This window comes from Albidovulum sediminis (assembly GCF_025380365.1).
Classification (GTDB): Bacteria; Pseudomonadota; Alphaproteobacteria; order Rhodobacterales; family Rhodobacteraceae; genus Albidovulum; species Albidovulum sediminis.
In genome coordinates this window covers 1,166,245-1,184,906 of the sequence record NZ_JAOCQF010000001.1, presented here as the reverse complement: position 1 = coordinate 1,184,906, position 18,662 = coordinate 1,166,245, and the positions used below count along the sequence as shown (strand labels likewise).

The window sequence follows — 18,662 nt, the reverse complement described above, 5'->3', positions numbered from 1 at the left end:
AGGGCGCGCTTGCGATTCCCGGCCCAAGCGACTATCGCCTCAACGATCCGCGAAAGGGGCACGCATCATGAAATTCCTCGATCTCGCCAAGGTCTACATCCGCTCGGGCGGCGGCGGCGCGGGCTGCGTGTCGTTCCGGCGCGAGAAGTTCGTGGAATTCGGCGGCCCGGACGGCGGCGACGGCGGCAAGGGCGGCTCTGTCTGGGCCGAGGCGGTGGACGGGCTCAACACGCTGATCGACTTCCGCTACCAGCAGCATTTCTTCGCCAAGAGCGGCCAGCCCGGCATGGGGCGCCAGCGCACCGGCAAGGACGGCGACGACATCGTGCTGAAAGTGCCGGTCGGGACCGAGATCATCGACGAGGACGAAGAGACGCTGATTGCCGACCTGACCGAGGTCGGGCAGCGCGTCTGCCTGGCCAAGGGCGGCAACGGCGGCTTCGGCAACCTGCATTTCAAATCCTCGACCAACCGCGCGCCGGCCCGTGCCAATCCCGGGCAGGAGGGGATCGAGCGCACGATCTGGCTGCGCCTGAAACTGATTGCCGACGCGGGGCTTCTCGGCCTGCCCAATGCGGGCAAGTCCACCTTCCTGTCGGCGGTGTCGAACGCGCGCCCGAAGATCGCGGACTACCCCTTCACCACGCTGCACCCGAACCTCGGCGTCGCCGGCGTTGACGGCAAGGAATTCGTCATGGCCGACATCCCCGGCCTGATCGAGGGCGCGTCCGAGGGACGGGGGCTCGGCGACCTGTTCCTGGGCCATGTCGAACGCTGTTCGGTCCTCCTTCACCTTGTGGACGGAACATCCTCAACGATCACAAAGGATTACCGGACGATCCTGAAGGAGCTTGAGGCCTATTCCCCCGATCTTGCCGCCAAGCCCCGGATCACCGCGCTGAACAAGATCGACGCGCTGGATGCGAAGACCCTGGGCGCGCGCCGGCGGTCGCTCGAAAAGGCCGTGGGCGGGCCGGTGTTCCTTATCTCCGGGGCGGCGAAGATGGGCCTGACCGAGGTGCTGCGCGCGCTCTGGGCCGAGATCGCGGCGGCCCGCGCGATCACGCCCGAGGTAGAGACATGGCACCCCTGAGCCCCGATATCGCGCGGGCGCGGCGGCTTGTCGTCAAGATCGGCTCGGCGCTGCTGGTCGACCGGGCGCGCGGGCTGAAACTCGACTGGCTGCGGGGGCTGGCCGAGGACGTGGCGGCGGCGCGGGCTCGGGGCACGCAGGTGATCCTCGTCTCCTCCGGCTCGATCGCGCTTGGGCGTGGCGTGCTGGGCCTGCCCGCCGGGGCGCTGACGCTCGACCAAAGCCAGGCCGCCGCGGCGGTGGGCCAGATCCGCCTTGCCCGCGCCTACGAGGAGGTGCTGGCGCCCCACGGCATCACTACCGGACAGGTATTGGTCACGCTGGAGGATACCGAGGATCGCCGGCGCTACCTCAATTCCCGCGCGACGATGGAAACGCTCCTGTCGCTGCGCGTCGTGCCGATTGTCAACGAGAACGATACGGTCGCGACCGACGAGATCCGCTTTGGCGACAACGACCGGCTGGCCGCACAGATCGCGGTGACGATCGGGGCGGACCAGCTTGTGCTCCTGTCGGACGTCGACGGGTTCTATTCCGCCAATCCTAAGGAAGACCCGACGGCGACGCGGTTCGACATCGTGGACCGGATCACCCCGGCGATCGAGGCGATGGCGGGCGACCCGGTCTCGGGCCTCTCCAAGGGGGGGATGAAGACGAAGCTGATGGCGGCCAAGACCGCCGTGCAGGGCGGCTGCGCGATGGCGATCATGGAGGGCTCGATCCTGCGTCCGCTGTCGGCGCTGGCAGAAGGCGCCAACCGGACCTGGTTCCTGCCCGACGGCGATCCGCAGGTCGCGCGCAAGCGCTGGATCGCGGCGATGAAGCCGCGGGGCGAGCTGCGCCTCGACGCCGGGGCGGTCGCGGCCCTTGGCGCTGGCAAGTCGCTTCTGGCGGCGGGGGTGACCGCGGTCGCGGGCACCTTCGGGCGCGGCGATCCGGTCGCCATCCTCGACCCTACGGGCGCGGCACTTGCCAAGGGGCTGGTGCGCTACTCCGCCGCCGAGGCGAAGGCCATCGCCGGGCGCCGGTCGGGTGACATCGGCGCCATTCTGGGCTATGCCGGGCGCGGACCGATGGTGCATCGCGACGACATGGCGCTGTGAGCGGGCCGGCCTGCCGGCCGGTGCCTCCGGCGGGAGTATTTGGGCCAGAATGAACGGGCGCAGGGAAGGGCTTCGCGTGAAGGACACGGGCGACATTGCCGGGCTGATGGCAGGGATCGGCGCGCGGGCGAAGGCGGCAGCGGCAGAGCTGGCCTTTGCCCCGGCCGCGGCGCGGCGCGCGGCGCTGGAGGCGGCGGCGGACGCGGTGGCGGCGGCGGAGGCCACGATCATCGCCGCCAATGCCGAGGACCTGGCCTATGGTCGCGACAAGGGCCTCAGCCCGGCGATGATGGACCGCCTGAGGCTTGATGCCGGGCGCGTCGCGGCGATCGTCGCGGGGCTGCGCGCGGTGGCGGCCCAGAATGACCCGGTGGGCGAGGTCATCGCCGAATGGGACATGCCCTCGGGCCTGCATATAAGGCGCGTGCGCACGCCCTTGGGCGTCGTCGGCGTGATCTACGAGAGCCGCCCGAACGTGACCGCGGATGCCGGCGCGCTCTGCCTGAAATCGGGCAATGCGGTGATCCTGCGTGGGGGGTCGGAGAGCTTCCACTCCAGCCGCGCGATCCATGCCTGCCTGGTGGCGGGGCTGAGGGCGGCGGGTCTGCCGGAGGAGGCGATCCAGCTTGTTCCCACGCGCGACCGGGCGGCGGTGGCGGAGATGCTCAGGGCGACGGGGACGATCGACGTGATCGTGCCGCGCGGCGGCAAGGGCCTTGTCGGGCTGGTGCAGGCCGAGGCGCGGGTGCCGGTCTTCGCGCATCTGGAGGGGATCTGCCACGTCTATGTCGACAAGGCCGCCGATCCGGAAAAGGCGCGCCGCGTGGTCATGAACGCCAAGACCCGCCGCACCGGCATCTGCGGCGCGGCCGAATGCCTGCTGGTGCACCGCGACGTGGCCGCGACCCTTGGCCAGCAGATCGTCGACGACCTGATGGCGGCCGGGGTCGAGGTCAGGGCCGAGGGGCTGGCCGGGACGCGACCGGCGGAGCCGGAGGATTTCGGGCACGAGTTCCTCGACATGATCATCGCCGCCCGCGTGGTGGACGACATCGACGCGGCCATCGCGCATATCCGGCGTTACGGTTCCTCGCACACCGAGGCGATCCTGACCGAGGACGATGCGGCGGCGGAGCGGTTCTTTGCCCGTCTCGACAGCGCGATCCTCATGCGCAACGCCTCGACCCAGTTCGCCGACGGCGGCGAGTTCGGCATGGGGGCGGAGATTGGCATCGCCACCGGCAAGATGCACGCGCGCGGCCCGGTCGGCGCGGAGCAGTTGACAAGCTTCAAGTATCTGGTCGAGGGGCAGGGCACCATCCGCCCCTGAGGCCCGCCCCCGAGGCCCGCCCCTGAGGCCCGCCCCGCGCCTCTCAGAACCGCAGCGTGATCCACCCCTCGCCGCGCACGATGCGGAGCGGCCGGCCGATCCGGGCCGCCTCGGCCGGGGCGAGCGCGAACTGCACCTGCGCCGGCGTGAGCGGCGCGCGCCCGCCTTCGAGCCGGGACCAGAGCGCCTCGTCGATCCTCATCTTTTCGGCCTCGGCCCGGATCTGCCAGACGCCCTCTGCATCCGATACCGTGAGGCGCCCGCCGAAGGGCAGGGCGGTTTCGCAGCACTGCAGGAGGAGGAAGGCCAGCTTGACAGGCCCGCGCGGCTGGTCGCCCGCCACCTGCCAGTCGATCGTCAGCCGGTCGCCGCGCGACAGGTCGTCGAGCACGGAGCGGATCTCCGTCCGGGCCAGGGTCTGGTCGGCGGAGGCGGTGCCGAAGGCGATGCGGAAGAAGCGGATGCGGGCATTGGCCGCGGCCACGCTGTCGGCGATGAGCGAGACCTCGGGCCCCGCGGTTCCCGCCATCTCCAGAAGCTCCACCCCGTTGCCGATGGCGCCGATCGGGCTGATAAGATCGTGGCAGATGCGCGAGCCGATAAGTGCTGCAAGCTCGGCCGGGTCAGGCGGCATGGACAAACCTCGGGGGATGGATGAAGGGACTGAACGCAATGCTGGAGCCGGGGATGACGGTGAGGAACCGCGCCGCGCCGGACTGGGGCCTCGGGCAGGTGCAGTCGCGGATCGGCCACCGCATCACGGTGAATTTCGAGAACGCGGGCAAGGTCGTGGTCAACGGCTTTGAGGTGGAACTGGAACCGGTCTACGGCGAAGATAGTTGAGGAACGGTTAATGTCGCAAGGCGGCGCAACCGGTGCGTGCGGGCGGTGCGTGCGGGCGGACCTGCCGGGCGACATGAATTCGTTGCAATCACCGCTCACGGTGCCTAAATCGCCCATGACCTGCAGGAGGAACTGTGCTGGACCGGCCGATGATCCCCGAAAGCTCCCCCTTCCGTATCCGACTGGCCGAAACGGAAGCGGACCTTCTGGCCGCGCAGCGCCTGCGCTATGCGGTCTTCGTCGAGGAACTGGGCGGCGACGGGCCGCTTGTCGATCACGCCGGGCGCTTCGAGCGTGACGAGTTCGATCCGGTGAACGATCATCTGATCCTGGTCGACAGCCGCCGCGACGCGGGCGCGCTCGATCATGTCGTCGCCGTCTACCGGCTTTTCCCGGGCGAGCGGGCCGAGGCCTTCGGCCGCTTCTACTGCGATGCAGAATACGACCTGGCCAAGCTGCGCCAAAGCCGGCGGCGGCTCCTGGAACTGGGGCGGTCCTGCGTGCACGCCGACTATCGCACCGGATCAGCGATGTTCCTGCTCTGGAACGGGCTTTCCGAATACGTGCTGGAGCGCGGGATCGAGGTGATGTTCGGTGTCGCGAGTTTCCATGGCACCGACATCGGGCCGTTGCGGATGCCGCTCTCCTGGCTGCATCACCACCACCTCGCGCCCGAACCGTTGCGGGTGCGCGTGCACGCGGCAGAGTTCCAGCCGATGGACCTCCTGCCGCACGAGGCGCTGGATCGGCAGGCGGCGCTCGCGGCGATGCCGGCGCTGATCAAGGCCTATCTCCGGCTTGGCGGCTTCGTGGGCGAGGGCGCCTTTGTCGACCACGCGTTCAACACCACCGACGTGATGCTGCTGATGGACACCGCGGCGATGAGCGCCAAGCACAAGGGCTTCTACGTGCGCAAGTTCGAGGCGAAGGTGTGACCACCTGGCGCGGCGAGGCGGCGCCGGAGGCGGCCGGGATCGGCCCCGCGGGCTGGGTCGTCGCGGGCCTGCGCGGGGCGGCGCTCGGCTCGGTGACCTACGGCACGCTGGCCATCCTTCTGGCGCTGCGCCTGGTCGAGGCGCCGGTCTTCCGCGATCGCCGCCCGCTCACGCCCTTTCTCACCCAGTTCGTCTGCCGCTCGGCCTTCGTCATCCTCGGCATCCGCTACCGCGTCCAGGGCCGGCCGATGCGCGAGAAGGGGGCGATCGTGGCCAACCACGCCTCCTGGCTCGACATCTTCACGCTGAACGCCTGCCAGCGCGTCTATTTCGTCTCCAAGGACGAGGTCGCGCGCTGGCCCGGCATCGGCTGGCTGGCGCGGGCGACCGGCACCGTCTTCATCGCCCGCGATCCGCGCCAGGCCAAGCGCCAGCAGGAGGTGTTCGAGGGGCGTCTGCGCGCGGGCCACAGGCTCGTCTTCTTCCCCGAAGGCACGTCGAGCGACGGGCTGCGCGTGCTGCCCTTCAAGCCGACGCTCTTCCAGGCGTTCTATACCCACGGGCTCGACCACGCGATGCACATCCAGCCGGTCTCGGTCGTCTACCACGCGCCCGCGGGCGAGGAGGCGCGTTTCTACGGCTGGTGGGGGGACATGGACTTCGGCCCGCATTTCCTCAAGGCGCTCGCCGCGTTTCGGCAGGGGCGGGTCGAGGTGATCTTTCACGACCCCGTCGCGGTCGATGCCTTCCCCTCGCGCAAGGAACTGGCGCGCCACTGCGAAGAGACGATCCGCGCCGCGCTCGAAGCGCGGCTGGGCAGGCGCGCGGCCGGGATCAGAGAATCGGGGCCAGAAGCGCCTTGAGGGCGGCCGCCGGATCCTCGGCGCGCCAGATCTCGTCGCCGACCGCGAAAAAATCGGTGACCGGGGCGAAATCCTCGACCAGCGCGGCGGTCAGGCCGCCCTCGGCGATCACCGGCACCTCGATCATCGCCGACCACCAGTCGAAAAGCGCGCGGTCGGCCAGCGTGCCGGACCCCAGCGCCACCGCGCCGACCGGGCCGAAGGCGACATAGTCGGCCCCCGCCTCGCCGGCGTTGATGCCTTCGTGGCGGGTGTGGCCGCAGTAGCAGCCGACGATCGCATCCGCCCCCAGCGCCTTGCGCGCGGTGCGGACCGAACGCGCGCCATCGGTCAGGTGCACCCCGTCCAGCCCGTGGCGTTCGGCGACCTGCACATGCGTCTCGATCACCACCGGGATGTCCCGGTCATGCGCGACAAGGCGGACAAGGTCGGCCGCGCGCGCGATCCGGTCCTCGTCCCGCGTGGCCAGCGCGATCCTGAGGCAGGCCGTCTCCACCGCGTCGACGACAGCGCCGAGCGCGTCGGAAAACGTCTCCAGGTCGATCTCGGCGGGGGTGATCAGGCAGAGTTGCGGGCGGTCCGTGTCCGGCATGCGGGGCTCCGAGGCGGATGTTGCGTTCCGGGGCTTACCCCGGAATGCGGATGCTTTCCAAGGGGCGAGTTCGGCCGCACTCCTCTGCGCCGCGGGGGCGGCGCGTTCTTGTCACGCCCCTCGCAAACCCGTATCAGGCGCGAAACCCGCAGGAAGCCCGCATGACCGCAGACCAGCCCGCCTTCGTTCTCGTCCGGCCCCAGATGGGGGAAAACATCGGTGCGGCGGCGCGGGCGATGCTGAACTTCGGCCTGTCGCGGATGCGTCTGGTCGATCCGCGCGACGGCTGGCCCAACCCGAAGGCGGTGGCCATGGCATCGGGCGCGGCGGGGCGCGTGCTCGACTACGCGGGCGTCTTCCCGACCGTGCCCGAGGCGGTCGCGGACTGCGCCTATGTCTTTGCGACCACCGCGCGCGGGCGCGACCTGACCAAGCCGGTAATGACGCCCGAACGCGCGATGGAACATGCCCGCGCGCTGATCGCCTCGGGGCAGCGGGTGGCGGTGCTGTTCGGCCCCGAACGCACCGGCCTTGAAAACCCCGACATCGTGCGGGCGAACGCGCTGATCTCGATCCCGGTCAACCCGGATTTCCCCTCGCTCAACCTCGCGCAGGCGGTGCTCCTGTGCGCCTACGAATGGCTGCGGCAGGACAGCGACCGCGCGCCCGAGGTGCTGGAACTGGCCGGGACCGCACTGGCCCCCGCGATCGAGGTGGAGCGTCTGGGCGACCATTTCGAGGAACGGCTGGAGGAGGCGGGGTTCTTCTTCCCGCCCACCAAGGCCGAGGGGATGAAGCTGAACCTGAGGAACCTCTGGAGCCGGATGCCGCTGACGCGCGCCGACGTGCAGACGCTGCACGGCGCGCTCCGGCAGATCCTGCGCAGGCGCGACGGGTAGCGGCGATGGCGCGGGCCCTTGAAGCCCGCCGCCCGCGCGCCTAGTGTCCCGCCGACGAAGGAGAGGCGCATGGCCGGGCCAAGAAAACTGTTCGAGGACGTGGGAGCCGCGGGCAAGACCCCGGAGCCGCAGGGCGGCATGATCGACGCGGGCAAGCGCGGCGCACGCGGCGCGGTCCGGGCATGGCTTCTGGTGCTGTTCGCACTGGTCGTCGCGATGATCGCGGTCGGCGGCCTGACGCGGCTGACCGACAGCGGGCTCTCGATCACCGAATGGCGCCCGGTGACCGGCGCGCTGCCGCCGATGAACGCGGCCGACTGGCAGGCGGAATTCGCGAAGTATCAGGCCAGCCCCGAGTTCCAGCTTCAGAACCACCAGATGGACCTTGCCTCCTTCAAGTCGATCTACTGGTGGGAATGGGGGCACCGCCAGCTTGGCCGGGTGATCGGGCTGGTCTGGGCGGCGGGCTTTGCCGTCTTCTGGGCGACGCGGCGCATCCCCGCGGGCTGGACCGGGCGTCTGCTGGCGCTTGGCGCGCTGGGCGGGCTTCAGGGCGCGATCGGCTGGTGGATGGTCGCCTCCGGCCTGACCGGGCGGATGGTCGATGTCGCCTCCTACCGGCTGGCGCTGCACCTCGGCCTTGCCTTCGCCATCCTCGGCCTGATCGCCTGGCACGTCCTGTCCCTGGCGCGCCCCGAGGCGCAGCTGATGCAGGCCCGCCGCGCGCGCGAGGGCAGGCTCTTCTCGCTCTCGACCGGGCTCATGCACCTCGTCTTTGTGCAGATCCTGCTGGGCGCACTGGTTGCCGGGATCGACGCCGGCCGCGCCTTCCCGACCTGGCCCCTGATGGGCGAGGGCTTCTTTCCCGCCGACGCCTTCTATGTGCCCGACGGCGGCGGCACCTGGCGGGCCTTCTTCGAAAACCCCGGCCTGGTCCAGTTCGTGCACCGGATGGTGGCCTACCTGGCGCTTGCCTTCGGCGCGGTGGTCTGGTGGCGCGGCCGCGCCTCGGCCCATCCGCTGACGCGGGGGGCCTTCACCCTTCTGGCCGTGGTGCTGGCCGCGCAGGTTGTCCTCGGCATCGTCACAGTCCTGCATTCCGCGCCGCTTGGCCTCGGCCTTGCCCATCAGCTGGGTGCCGTCGCGCTCTGGGTCGCGGTGATCCGGGCCCGCCACCGCGCGCAATATCCCATCGCTCAATCCGTCCGGGGGACACGATGACCGCATTCGCCGACCTCATGGCCTTCCAGCGCGAGACCGAGGCCCTGGCCCAGATCGCCGGCCGGCTGGGATGGGACCAGGAAACCGTGATGCCTGCCGGCGCCGCCCATCAGCGTGGCGAGGAGATGGGCGCGATCGAGGGCGTGCTGCACGCGCGCCGCACCGATCCGCGCGTGGGCGACTGGCTCGGGACGGCCGAGGCGCCGGACGCCGCCGGGCAGCGCGCGCTGGACCTGATCGCGCGCGCTTACCGGCGCAACGCCTGCATCCCGGCGCGGCTCGCCGCCGAAACCGCGCGGGTGACGAGCGTCGCGCAGGGCATCTGGGCCGAGGCGCGGGGCAAGGACGATGTCGCGCATTTCCTGCCCACGCTCGAACACGTCGTCGCCCTGCGGCGCGAGGCCGGGCAGGCGCTCGCCGCGGGCGGCTTCGGCGGTGGCGATGTCTACGACGCGCTGCTCGACGATTACGAACCGGGCGCCACCGGCGCCGGCATCGCCGCCGTCTTCGGCCGCATGCGCCCGCGCCTTGTCGCGCTGCGCGCAGCACTGCTGGGCGCGCGCCACGCGCCGGTGCCGCTGGCCCACCGCTTCGGCAAGGACGGGCAGATGGCGCTGGCCCGCGACCTCGCCGGCGCCTTCGGCTACGACTGGTCGCGCGGGCGGCTCGACCTTGCGGTGCACCCCTTCTCCTCCGGGTCGGGCAACGACGTGCGCATCACCACCCGCGTGTCCGAGAGCGATCCGTTCAACTGCTTCTACTCGACCGTGCACGAGGTCGGACACGCCACCTATGAGCAGGGGATCGACCAGGCCTACCTGCTGACCCCCCTTGGCGCGGGCGTGTCGATGGGCGTCCACGAAAGCCAGAGCCGGATCTACGAGAACCAGCTTGGCCGCTCGCGCGCCTTCACCGGCTGGCTCTTCGGGCGGATGCGGGAAACCTTCGGCGACTTCGGCGTGGCCGATGCCGAGGCGTTCTACGGCACCGTCAACCGGGTCCAGCCCGGCTACATCCGCACCGAGGCGGACGAGGTCCACTACAACCTCCACATCATGATGCGCTTCGACCTTGAGCGGCAGCTGATGTCGGGCGCGCTCGCCGTCGCCGATCTGGAAGAGGCGTGGAACAGCCGCTTTGCTGCCGATTTCGGCGTGGCGGTCGACCGGCCCGCGCACGGGATGCTGCAGGACGTGCACTGGTCGGTCGGGCTTTTCGGCTATTTCCCGACCTATGCGCTGGGCAACGTCTACGCGGGTTGCCTGCACAAGGCGCTCCGCGCGGCGGTGCCCGACCTCGACGCGGCGCTGGCGCGGGGCGACGCGGCGCCCGCGACCGGCTGGCTCAACGACTGCCTGCAACGCCACGGCGGGCTTTACGCCCCGGCCGAGGTGGTCGAACGCGCCTGCGGCTTCGCCCCCGACGAAGGCCCGCTCCTCGACTATCTGGAGACGAAGTTCCGCGCCATCTACAGGCTCTGAGGCCGATGTCGCGCGACGAAAGCCGTGGCGTCTGGCTGCTTGCCATCGGCCAGACGGCGGGCTTCGCGGCGCTTGTCTACATCTTCGGCGCGATCCTCCTGTCGCTTGAGGCCGGAAGCGGCTGGAGCCGGGCGGAACTGGCGCTTGGCCCGACGCTTGCGCTCTTGACGCAGGCGGGGCTCGCGCCGTTCTCGGGCCGACTGGTGGACGGCGGCCATGGCGGCGCGCTTCTGGGCGGCGCGGCCCTTCTCGGCGCGCTCTGCCTTGCGCTCCTGTCGCAGGTCGGTCACCTCGCGCTCTGGTACGCGCTCTGGGTCGTCGTCGGCGCCGCGCAGGCGGCCAGCCTGTACGAGACCTGCTTTTCCTTCCTGCTCCGCCGCCTCGGCCCCGAGGCGCGGTGCGCCATCATCCGGGTGACGCTGGTGGCAGGTTTCGCCTCCACCTTCGCCTTCCCGCTCGGCGCCTGGGCCGGAGAGGTGCTGGGCTGGCGCGGCGCGATCCTCGTCTTCGCGGGCGTGCAGGCGGCGGTCACGTTGCCCGCGAACCTGATCGGCGTGCGCCTGCTGCGCCGGGGCGCGCGGCGGGGTGCGGACCTTGCGCAGGTTCGCGCGGGTGCGGTGCGCGGCGTGCTGCGCCGGCCGGAGTTCTGGGCGCTCGCGCTCTATTTCGGGCTGATGATGGGCAACCACATGATGCTGACGACCTATGCCCTGCCGATCCTGACCGACCGCGGCGCGGCCCATGCGGTGGCCGTCCTCGTCGCCTCGACCGTGGGGCCGATGCAGGTCGCGGGGCGGCTGATCCTGACGCTGCCGGGGCTTCGGGTGCGGACCGGGACGCTGGCGCGCGTCATATCGCTCGGCATGACGGGTTCGAGCCTTGCGCTTCTGGCCGCGTCGGGCGAGCCGTGGCTTTTCGCGATCTATGCGGTCGGGCAGGGCGCCTCGATCGGGGTGCAGTCGATCCTGCGCCCGCTCATCACCGCCGAGGCGCTGGGGCAGGACAACTTCGGCGCGATCAGCGGCGCGCTTGCCATGGCGCCGCTGGGGGCGGGGGCGCTGGCGCCCTTCCTCGGCGCGCTCCTGATCGGTGCGGGGGGTGTCACGCTCTTGCTGGCGGTCACGCTTGCCTTCGCGCTTATGGCCTTCGCGATCGCGCTCTGGCTTCGGGCGCGGGGGATCTGAGGCCCTGCACCGATCGTCAGCTCCAGTCGGGCTTGCGCTTCTCGATGAAGGCGCTGATCCCCTCATCGGTGTCGCGCCACATCATGTTTTCCACCATCACCGCGGCGGCGTGGTCATAGGCATCGGCCCGCGTCATCTCGATCTGGTCGTAGAAGGCGCGCTTGCCGATCTTGACCGCCGCCATCAGCTTGCCCGCCAGCGTTTCGGCCAGCGCCCGCGTCTCGGCGGCCAGCGCGTCCTGCGGGACAACCCGGTTGACCAGCCCGACCTCGGCCGCGCGGGTGGCGTCGATGAACTGGCCGGTGGTCAGCATCTCGAACGCGACCTTGCGCGGCACATTGCGCGACAGCGCCACCATGGGGGTGGAGCAGAAGAGCCCGATGTTCACCCCGTTGACGCCAAAGCGCGTACCCTCGGCCGCCACGGCAAGGTCGCAGGAGGCGACCAGCTGGCAGCCCGCGGCGGTGGCGATGCCATGCGCCTCGGCGATCACCGGCTGGGGCAGGGCGGGGATCATCTGCATCACCTCGGCGCAGCGGGCGAAGAGGTCGGCGAAATAGGCGCGGCCCCGGTCCTCGGCCTGCCGCCCTGCCTGCATCTCCTTCAGGTCGTGGCCGGCGCAGAACGCCTTGCCCGCGCCCTTGAGGATCACCACGCGGGTGTCGCGGTCCTGCGAGAGGTCGACAAAGGCGCCCTTCAGCGCGGCCAGCATGGCGTCCGACAGCGCGTTCAGGCTGCCCGGCGCGTTCATCGTCAGCGTGGCGATGCCGCCCCGGTCTTCGCGCAGAAGGATCGTGTCCGTCATCTTGTCATTCCCCCGTGTTCGCGCAACCTTAGGCCGCGATGCGGCAGGAGGGAAGATGCACGGGGCGATGGACGCGGCGGAACTGTCCGCCTTTCTCGACCGGGAGTTTCCCCAGGTCAGCGGTGATTTCGCGATCGAGCGGCTGACCGCCGACGGGATCGTGATGCGCCTGAAGGTCGGCGACCGGCACCTGCGGCCGGGCGGCACCGTCTCGGGTCCGAACATCTTCGCGCTGGCCGATGTGGCGGTCTACCTTGCGATCCTCGCCCGGATCGGACCGGTGGCGCTGGCGGTGACGACCGGCGGCGGCATCGACTTCCTGCGCAAGCCCGAGGCGGGGCGCGACCTGATCGGCGAGGCGCGGATCCTCAAGCTGGGCCGCGTTCTTGCGGTGGGCGACGTACTGATCCGGTCCGAGGGGCGGGAGGAGCCGGTGGCGCGCGCCAACATGACCTATTCGATCCCGCCGAAGCGGTAGGGGGCGGCAGGAGGGTGAAAATTTGGGGTATTTTGATACCTATTTTTTAAGTCTTTGAAATAGCTATCATTTTCGGGAAGTGTGCCCCTTGACGTCGCGCGGACTTTGACGCAAAAGCCCGCATCGAATTCCGGAAGGCCGTCTGGGCGTTCCGAATGATCCCGAACCAAAGGGCCGACCATGAAAACCTATACCGCGAAACCGGCGGAGATCGAGAAGAAGTGGATCCTGATCGACGCCGAGGGCGTCGTTCTGGGCCGTCTTGCCGTGATCGTCGCCAACCGCCTGCGTGGCAAGCACAAGCCCACCTTCACGCCGCACATGGACATGGGCGACAACGTGATCGTCGTCAACGCCGACAAGGTGCAGATGACCGGCAACAAGCGCGCCGACAAGCGCTACTACTGGCACACCGGCCACCCCGGCGGGATCAAGTTCCGCACCGCCGAGCAGGTGCTTGATGGCGCCCACCCGGAGCGCGTGGTGATCAAGGCCGTCGAGCGCATGATCACGCGCAACCGCCTTGGCCGCCAGCAGATGTCGAACCTGCGTGTCTACGCCGGTGCCGCGCACCCGCATGACGCCCAGCAGCCTGAAGTTCTCGACGTCAAGTCGATGAGCCCGAAGAACACCCGGAGCGCGTAAGATGGTCGACGAAATCAAATCCCTGGACGATCTGAAGTCCGCCGTCGCCGGCAAACCCGCCGCTGCGGCCGCCGCCGAGGAAGCCCCGCGCACCCCGGTCCGCGACGCGCTGGGCCGTTCCTACGCCACCGGCAAGCGCAAGGACGCGGTCGCCCGCGTCTGGATCAAGCCGGGCTCCGGCAAGGTCACCGTGAACGGCAAGGACATCAACGCCTACTTCGCCCGCCCGGTGCTGCAGATGATCCTGCGCCAGCCGTTCCAGATCGCCAATGTCGAGGGCCAGTTCGACGTCATGGCCACCGTCGTCGGCGGCGGCCTCTCGGGCCAGGCCGGTGCGGTCAAGCACGGCATCTCGAAGGCGCTCCAGCTTTATGAGCCGAGCCTGCGTGGCGCGCTCAAGGCCGCGGGCTTCCTGACCCGCGACTCGCGCGTGGTCGAGCGGAAGAAATACGGCAAGGCGAAGGCCCGCCGGTCCTTCCAGTTCTCGAAGCGTTAACGAGAACGCTGACGCGAGAACATCCGGATACCTGGAAAAGCGCAGTTTCTACTGCGCTTTTTCTTTTTTGATGTGCCGACAGATATTTCAAACCGGCATCTTATGCATGCCGGTACATGATTGAGCCGCAGAGGTGGCATGCGTTACAGACGAGAGATTGATGGGCTGCGCGCCGTGGCCGTTTTGCCGGTCATTCTTTTTCACGCCGGTTTTGATCTGTTTGGCGGCGGCTTCGTCGGCGTGGATGTCTTTTTTGTCATCAGCGGCTACTTGATCACCAGCCTTCTGATGGCTGAGCTGGGGCAGCGAACCTTTTCGATAGCACGCTTCTACGAGCGCAGGGCGCGACGGATTTTGCCTGCGCTGTTTTTTGTCATGTTGGCCTGTCTGCCGTTTGCCTACATGTGGATGTTGCCGCTGCAGCTTGAGACGTTTTCTGAAAGCATCGTTACCGTCGCCCTGTCGCTTTCAAATATCTACTTCCTGAGTCAGTTGGATTATTTTGCACCCAGTGCAGAGCTTCAGCCGCTGTTGCATACTTGGAGCCTGGCGATCGAGGAGCAGTATTATTTTCTGTTCCCGCTCATGCTACTCGCGATGCGCAGCTTCAGGATTCGAACTGTTGCATTCGTAATCCTGTTGCTGGTTCTGATCAGTTTCATCTTTGCCGAATGGGCGTGGCGACTGAACGCTGAACGCAGCTTTTTCTTTACACTGTCCAGATTCTGGGAAATCGGCGTCGGTTCGATTTGTGCGTTCCTGACGATAGGCAGGGCGCAGCGGTCCAGCAATCTGCTGAGCATGGCAGGTCTGGCGCTGATCGTGTTCGCGGTGTTTGCGTACAGTGACAACATCCCTTTCCCGAGCGCTTACACACTCGTTCCTGTCGTGGGCACTGCGCTGGTCGTACTGTATGCCGCGGAAGGCACCTGGGTTGCGCGATTGCTGAGCTTGCGCGGCGTTTTCGGCATCGGGTTGATCTCGTACAGTGCGTATTTGTGGCATCAGCCGCTTTTCGCATTCGCCCGTCTGCGCAACCTGACCGAGCCTGGTCATGGAACGATGGGCGCGCTTTCCGTGGCCGCGCTGGTGTTGGCATGGGCGACCTGGCGCTTTGTGGAGCAGCCGTTCAGAAGGCGAGCGGACCCGCCGCTTTTGACAAGGCGCGGCGTGTTCATGATGAGCGGGGCATGCGGCGCCGCGTTTGTTGCCGTTGGCCTGGCTGGTTACATGGGAAAAGGCTTCGAATGGAGGTTGAGTGAAAAGCAGCTTGAAATTATCGCTCGGGCGCAGCCGATCGACTTTGAATGCGATGATCTAGGTGCGTGCTTTCTGGGCAAGAGCGGCGGGAATTTCAGCGGAGTGGCATTTGTCGGCGATAGCCACGCCGGGCGTTATGCCTACCTGCTGAACGAGGTCTTGCGGGAGCGGGGCGAGACTGCGCGACTTGTGACCAAGGGGTGGTGCGCGCCCTTGATTTCCTGGCGCTCGCCAGCAGTTGACAGATGCGGCGGCGCAGAGGCGGATGTCTTTCATGAAGCGTTCAGGGGCATCTTGAGCGATGACGACATCCACACGGTCGTATTGGCTGCGGAATGGGCAAATTATACAACTGGTTATCGCAATGGTGCCTCTGCAATTGCGTATGACTTTACGGGTGACGGAAAGGTAAACGCGACGGCGCGCGACAATGCGATTCAATTTGAACTGGCGCTTGAGAGGACCCTGGCTGAACTTGCCGCCGCTGGAAAGCGTGTGCTGGTTGTCGGCCCGGTACCTGAATACGGCTTTGACGTGCCAAAAGCTGCTTTGCAGCTGTCGATGTTCGGCGCGCGGGATCTAGGGGCATTTTCCCAATCCCGCAGCGACTATGACCGGCGCAATGCAGAGGTATTCCAAGCCTTATCGTTGCAAGCGAATGACTTCACGTTTGTCGACGTCTGGCCCTTGATCTGTGCGGAGCAAACTTGCCTGCCATTCACAGAGGACGGATACGCGCTTTACAGTGACGACAATCATCTTGTCCGTGAGGGCATGGAGAATATCATTGCCGAAATCGTTGCGGCATTGGAGTAATGTGAGGCCGACAGGGCGGATCGCTTGACGCCGGAGTTTTCCGCGTCTCCCACCCGTGCCCCGTGCGGGCGTAGCGCCGATGCCGGCCAGGGTCAGGCCCGGACCCGGTTGAGCAGAAGGCGGGCGGACCGCAGGATCAGGCGTGTCGTCTCCAGGTAAAGCCGGTAGGGGAACACCGTGAGATACCGGTAGAACGGCAGCTTGAAGGTCTGGATGCGCTTCTGGATCTGCGTTTCGTAGCCGGTGTTCTGGTCGGCCGGCAGCGGCCAGACGAAGGCGGCCTTCAGGCCCGACAGAAATTCGAGGTCGAAGGCGATGTCATAGGCAAGCCGCATGGGCAGCAGGCGGGTGATGATCCACTGCGCGGCCTTGCGGTTGACCACATAGGCCCCGGCCCCTTTTTCGCGCGTCAGCGCGATGGCGAGGCTGCGGGTCGCATCGAGGCGCTTGTAGGGATATTTCCTGCCCGAGTTCACCGAGGACAGGCGCAGGATGTCCCAGGTCCCGGCGGAAAGGCAGGCCTTGTCGATGGTCGCGAGCAGATCCGCCTCCGGCACCACATCATCCTCGAGGATCAGCGCATAGTCGGCGTCCGTCTCCAGGAAGGCCCGCGCGCAGGCGACATGGCTGAGGTAGCAGCCGATCTCCGGCGGGGTGCGCCTGCGCCCGTGCAGAAGCGCATAGCCGCGCGCCGAAAACTCCGGCAGCGCGTCGGGCAGGGTCGCGCCGTCGACGGCAGAGACGCGCCGATAGCCGATCCCCGCGGCGCGCAGGCGGGCGTCCATGTCCGCAAGCCGCCCTGCGGCGCGGTCAAGGTTGATCAGGTAGCATTCCAGCCGTCCGCCGCTGGCGGGAAGGATGTTGGTCATCGGGCCCTTCGTTTCATGGACAGGGGGCACGCGCCGGCGCACATGAACCCTGCCCCTTCCTCGGACAGGGCAGGGGCGCTGTCAACAGCGCGCGGCCCCGGGAACGGGGGGCGGCGCCCTATGCCAGCGCCTCCTCCATCGCGTCGAGGAAGCGGCCCGCCTCCTCTGGCGTGTTGTAGTGGCAGATCGAGGCGCGCACGCAGGCGTCAAGGCCCAGCGGGCCAAGGATGTTGCCGCAGTAGTGGTCGTTCAGCCGGATATGGGTGCGGATGCCGCGCGCGTTCAGGTGGGCGACGAGATCGGCGGCGGGCATCGTCGCCAGCGTGAAGCTGACCACGCCCTCGCGTCCCGCGCCGGTGCCGCCGATCAGGGTGACGCCGGGCATGTCCGCCAGCCCGCGCCGGTTGCCAAGCCCGTGCAGGATCGCGCCCATCAGGGCGGCCTCATGCGCGTGGATCGCCGCCGCCGCCGCCTCGATGCGCGCGCGGGGGCTGGCGCCGCCGCCCGTCACGCCGCCCAGCCAGTCGAAATAGGCCACCACGTCGGAGAAGGTCGCATAGGCGCCCGCGTCGCGGGTGCCCAGTTCCCAGGCGCGGGGCGACCCGCCGATGACCGCCTCCTTGGCGAAGGCGGTCAACCGCTCGGACGCCCAGCCCAGGCCGTAGCCGTGGCGTGAAAAGACCTTGTAGGGAGAGACCGCGTAACCGTCGATGCCAAGGCCCGCGATGTCGATCTGCCCGTGGCTCGCGTGCTGGATGCCGTCGACGACGATCAGGCAGCTTGGGGCCGCGTCGCGGATCATCGCGGCAATGCGCGCCACGTCGACGGCCATCCCGGTGACGGGCGAGGTCTGGACGATGGTGGCCAGGCGCAGGTCGGGCGTGATCTGTTCCGCGTAGGCCTCGGGCGAAACCGTTCCCGTCGCGTCGTCGTGCGCGACCAGCACATGCGGGCGCCCCGTCACCGCGGCCCACCGTGCCATCGCGCTGCGAGAAGCGGGATGTTCCAGCGTCGAGCCCAGCATCACCCCGCCCGGCGCCGCGCCAAGGGCGGCGGTGCGGACAAGGCGGAACAGCACCTCTGTCCCGCTTTCGCCCACGAACACCTCGCCGTCGGGCGCGTTGAGGAAGACCCGCGCATCCGCCTTGCCCTTCGCGATCGCTGCCATCAGCGCGCGCGAGGCGGGATTGTCGCGGCCCTGGTTGTCGGGATAGCCCGCGTAGGCCGCCGAGGTCTCGATCACCGACTTCAGCCTGAGCGCGCCGCCCGCGTTCTCGAAGAACACCCGCGGCCCCTCGAAGGGGCAGCTGTCGACATGGGCGAAGCGGGCGCGGATCGCGTCCATGTGGGGCAGCAGCGGGCTTTGCATGACGGGTCGACTCCGATGGCCCGACTCGGCCGGGCGGCGCGGGCCGATAACAGGGCGGGGGGCGCGGAAGGTCAAGCGACGGCACCGCCCAAGGCCGGGAAATTCCTTTCCGGAATCGTGCCGGGGCCGCTTGACGGGGGGGCACGGGATGCATATTACGCATCCCACGCTCGGGCGGCGATCCGGGCGGGTGGACACGCGGTTGTAGCTCAGTCGGTTAGAGTACCGGCCTGTCACGCCGGGGGTCGCGGGTTCGAGCCCCGTCAACCGCGCCACCATCCGGATCGCCCGAGAGCTGACCAGCGCGGTTGTAGCTCAGTCGGTTAGAGTACCGGCCTGTCACGCCGGGGGTCGCGGGTTCGAGCCCCGTCAACCGCGCC

At 68.5% G+C, this 18,662-nt stretch carries 19 protein-coding genes and 2 tRNA genes; 16 read left to right on the top strand and 5 right to left on the bottom strand.

Annotated elements, in window-relative coordinates; translation table 11 throughout:
• Window positions 1-67 precede the first annotated feature (67 nt).
• From obgE to N5I32_RS05895, 3 genes are read left to right on the top strand one after another with little or no spacing between them, the layout of a single operon-like run.
• Complete coding sequence (gene obgE / locus N5I32_RS05905) at window positions 68-1,093, top strand: GTPase ObgE (protein WP_261494464.1); 1,026 nt, start codon at window positions 68-70, stop codon at window positions 1,091-1,093.
• Window positions 1,081-2,196, top strand: coding sequence for a glutamate 5-kinase (gene proB, locus N5I32_RS05900; RefSeq protein WP_261494463.1), 1,116 nt, complete (start codon window positions 1,081-1,083; stop codon window positions 2,194-2,196). Before obgE ends, proB begins: the two co-directional genes overlap by 13 nt.
• Window positions 2,197-2,245: 49 nt before the next feature.
• Window positions 2,246-3,526 carry a glutamate-5-semialdehyde dehydrogenase gene (locus tag N5I32_RS05895; protein ID WP_261494462.1) on the top strand — a complete coding sequence of 427 codons (1,281 nt, stop codon included), beginning with the start codon at window positions 2,246-2,248 and terminating at the stop codon, window positions 3,524-3,526.
• Window positions 3,527-3,569: 43 nt separating this feature from the next.
• Here the strand turns inward: N5I32_RS05895 and N5I32_RS05890 are convergent, their stop codons facing one another.
• Window positions 3,570-4,160, bottom strand: coding sequence for a histidine phosphotransferase family protein (locus N5I32_RS05890; protein WP_261494461.1), 591 nt, complete (start codon window positions 4,158-4,160; stop codon window positions 3,570-3,572).
• A gap of 20 nt (window positions 4,161-4,180) precedes the next feature.
• Between N5I32_RS05890 and N5I32_RS05885 the strand changes: the two genes are divergently transcribed.
• The 3 genes from N5I32_RS05885 to olsA all read left to right on the top strand — a co-directional run bounded on the left by N5I32_RS05885 (window position 4,181) and on the right by olsA (window position 6,167).
• The gene (locus tag N5I32_RS05885; protein WP_261494460.1) at window positions 4,181-4,369 is read left to right on the top strand and encodes a DUF3553 domain-containing protein; all 189 of its coding nucleotides are present in this window, start codon (window positions 4,181-4,183) and stop codon (window positions 4,367-4,369) included.
• Window positions 4,370-4,518: 149 nt separating this feature from the next.
• The gene (olsB, locus tag N5I32_RS05880; protein ID WP_261495939.1) at window positions 4,519-5,304 is read left to right on the top strand and encodes an L-ornithine N(alpha)-acyltransferase; all 786 of its coding nucleotides are present in this window, start codon (window positions 4,519-4,521) and stop codon (window positions 5,302-5,304) included.
• Entirely contained in the window at window positions 5,301-6,167 is an 867-nt protein-coding gene (gene olsA, locus N5I32_RS05875) for a lyso-ornithine lipid O-acyltransferase (protein WP_261494459.1), read from the top strand. The genes olsB and olsA overlap by 4 nt, the downstream gene beginning before the upstream one ends.
• On the opposite strand, the gene N5I32_RS05870 is transcribed toward olsA, so the two are convergent.
• Window positions 6,139-6,759, bottom strand: coding sequence for a thiamine phosphate synthase (locus N5I32_RS05870; protein WP_261494458.1), 621 nt, complete (start codon window positions 6,757-6,759; stop codon window positions 6,139-6,141). The genes olsA and N5I32_RS05870 overlap by 29 nt on opposite strands.
• Before the next feature lie 161 nt (window positions 6,760-6,920).
• On the opposite strand from N5I32_RS05870, the gene N5I32_RS05865 reads away from it, so the two are divergent.
• The 4 genes from N5I32_RS05865 (at window position 6,921) to N5I32_RS05850 (ending at window position 11,544) form a co-directional block, all read left to right on the top strand.
• Complete coding sequence (locus N5I32_RS05865; RefSeq protein WP_261494457.1) at window positions 6,921-7,658, top strand: RNA methyltransferase; 738 nt, start codon at window positions 6,921-6,923, stop codon at window positions 7,656-7,658.
• A 69-nt stretch (window positions 7,659-7,727) separates the two neighbouring features.
• On the top strand, window positions 7,728-8,879 hold the full coding sequence (gene ctaA / locus N5I32_RS05860; protein ID WP_261494456.1) for a heme A synthase: 1,152 nt from the start codon (window positions 7,728-7,730) through the stop codon (window positions 8,877-8,879).
• Entirely contained in the window at window positions 8,876-10,360 is a 1,485-nt protein-coding gene (locus N5I32_RS05855) for a carboxypeptidase M32 (protein WP_261494455.1), read from the top strand. Before ctaA ends, N5I32_RS05855 begins: the two co-directional genes overlap by 4 nt.
• Before the next feature lie 5 nt (window positions 10,361-10,365).
• On the top strand, window positions 10,366-11,544 hold the full coding sequence (locus tag N5I32_RS05850; protein WP_261494454.1) for an MFS transporter: 1,179 nt from the start codon (window positions 10,366-10,368) through the stop codon (window positions 11,542-11,544).
• Between the two features lie 16 nt (window positions 11,545-11,560).
• On the opposite strand, the gene N5I32_RS05845 is transcribed toward N5I32_RS05850, so the two are convergent.
• A complete protein-coding gene (locus N5I32_RS05845; protein ID WP_261494453.1) occupies window positions 11,561-12,349 on the bottom strand; it encodes an enoyl-CoA hydratase in 789 nt (262 codons plus the stop codon).
• Window positions 12,350-12,404: 55 nt separating this feature from the next.
• Here N5I32_RS05845 and N5I32_RS05840 point away from each other — a divergent pair, with 55 nt between their 5' ends.
• The 4 genes from N5I32_RS05840 to N5I32_RS05825 all read left to right on the top strand — a co-directional run bounded on the left by N5I32_RS05840 (window position 12,405) and on the right by N5I32_RS05825 (window position 16,044).
• Window positions 12,405-12,827: a PaaI family thioesterase gene (locus N5I32_RS05840; protein ID WP_261494452.1), complete on the top strand. Its 423-nt coding sequence runs from the start codon at window positions 12,405-12,407 to the stop codon at window positions 12,825-12,827.
• A gap of 180 nt (window positions 12,828-13,007) precedes the next feature.
• Window positions 13,008-13,472, top strand: a complete 465-nt coding sequence (gene rplM, locus N5I32_RS05835) for a 50S ribosomal protein L13 (protein WP_261494451.1) — start codon at window positions 13,008-13,010, stop codon at window positions 13,470-13,472.
• A 1-nt stretch (window position 13,473) separates the two neighbouring features.
• The gene (gene rpsI, locus N5I32_RS05830; protein ID WP_261494450.1) at window positions 13,474-13,968 is read left to right on the top strand and encodes a 30S ribosomal protein S9; all 495 of its coding nucleotides are present in this window, start codon (window positions 13,474-13,476) and stop codon (window positions 13,966-13,968) included.
• Between the two features lie 138 nt (window positions 13,969-14,106).
• On the top strand, window positions 14,107-16,044 hold the full coding sequence (locus tag N5I32_RS05825) for an acyltransferase family protein (RefSeq protein ID WP_261494449.1): 1,938 nt from the start codon (window positions 14,107-14,109) through the stop codon (window positions 16,042-16,044).
• Between the two features lie 92 nt (window positions 16,045-16,136).
• On the opposite strand, the gene N5I32_RS05820 is transcribed toward N5I32_RS05825, so the two are convergent.
• On the bottom strand, window positions 16,137-16,913 hold the full coding sequence (locus N5I32_RS05820) for a glycosyltransferase family 25 protein (protein WP_261494448.1): 777 nt from the start codon (window positions 16,911-16,913) through the stop codon (window positions 16,137-16,139).
• A gap of 118 nt (window positions 16,914-17,031) precedes the next feature.
• Window positions 17,032-18,282, bottom strand: coding sequence for an aminotransferase class V-fold PLP-dependent enzyme (locus N5I32_RS05815; RefSeq protein WP_261494447.1), 1,251 nt, complete (start codon window positions 18,280-18,282; stop codon window positions 17,032-17,034).
• Window positions 18,283-18,480: 198 nt separating this feature from the next.
• Between N5I32_RS05815 and N5I32_RS05810 the strand changes: the two genes are divergently transcribed.
• Both N5I32_RS05810 and N5I32_RS05805 read left to right on the top strand, forming a co-directional pair.
• Window positions 18,481-18,557: transfer RNA gene (locus N5I32_RS05810), tRNA-Asp, on the top strand.
• A 29-nt stretch (window positions 18,558-18,586) separates the two neighbouring features.
• A tRNA-Asp gene (locus N5I32_RS05805) sits at window positions 18,587-18,660 on the top strand.
• Window positions 18,661-18,662 lie beyond the last annotated feature (2 nt).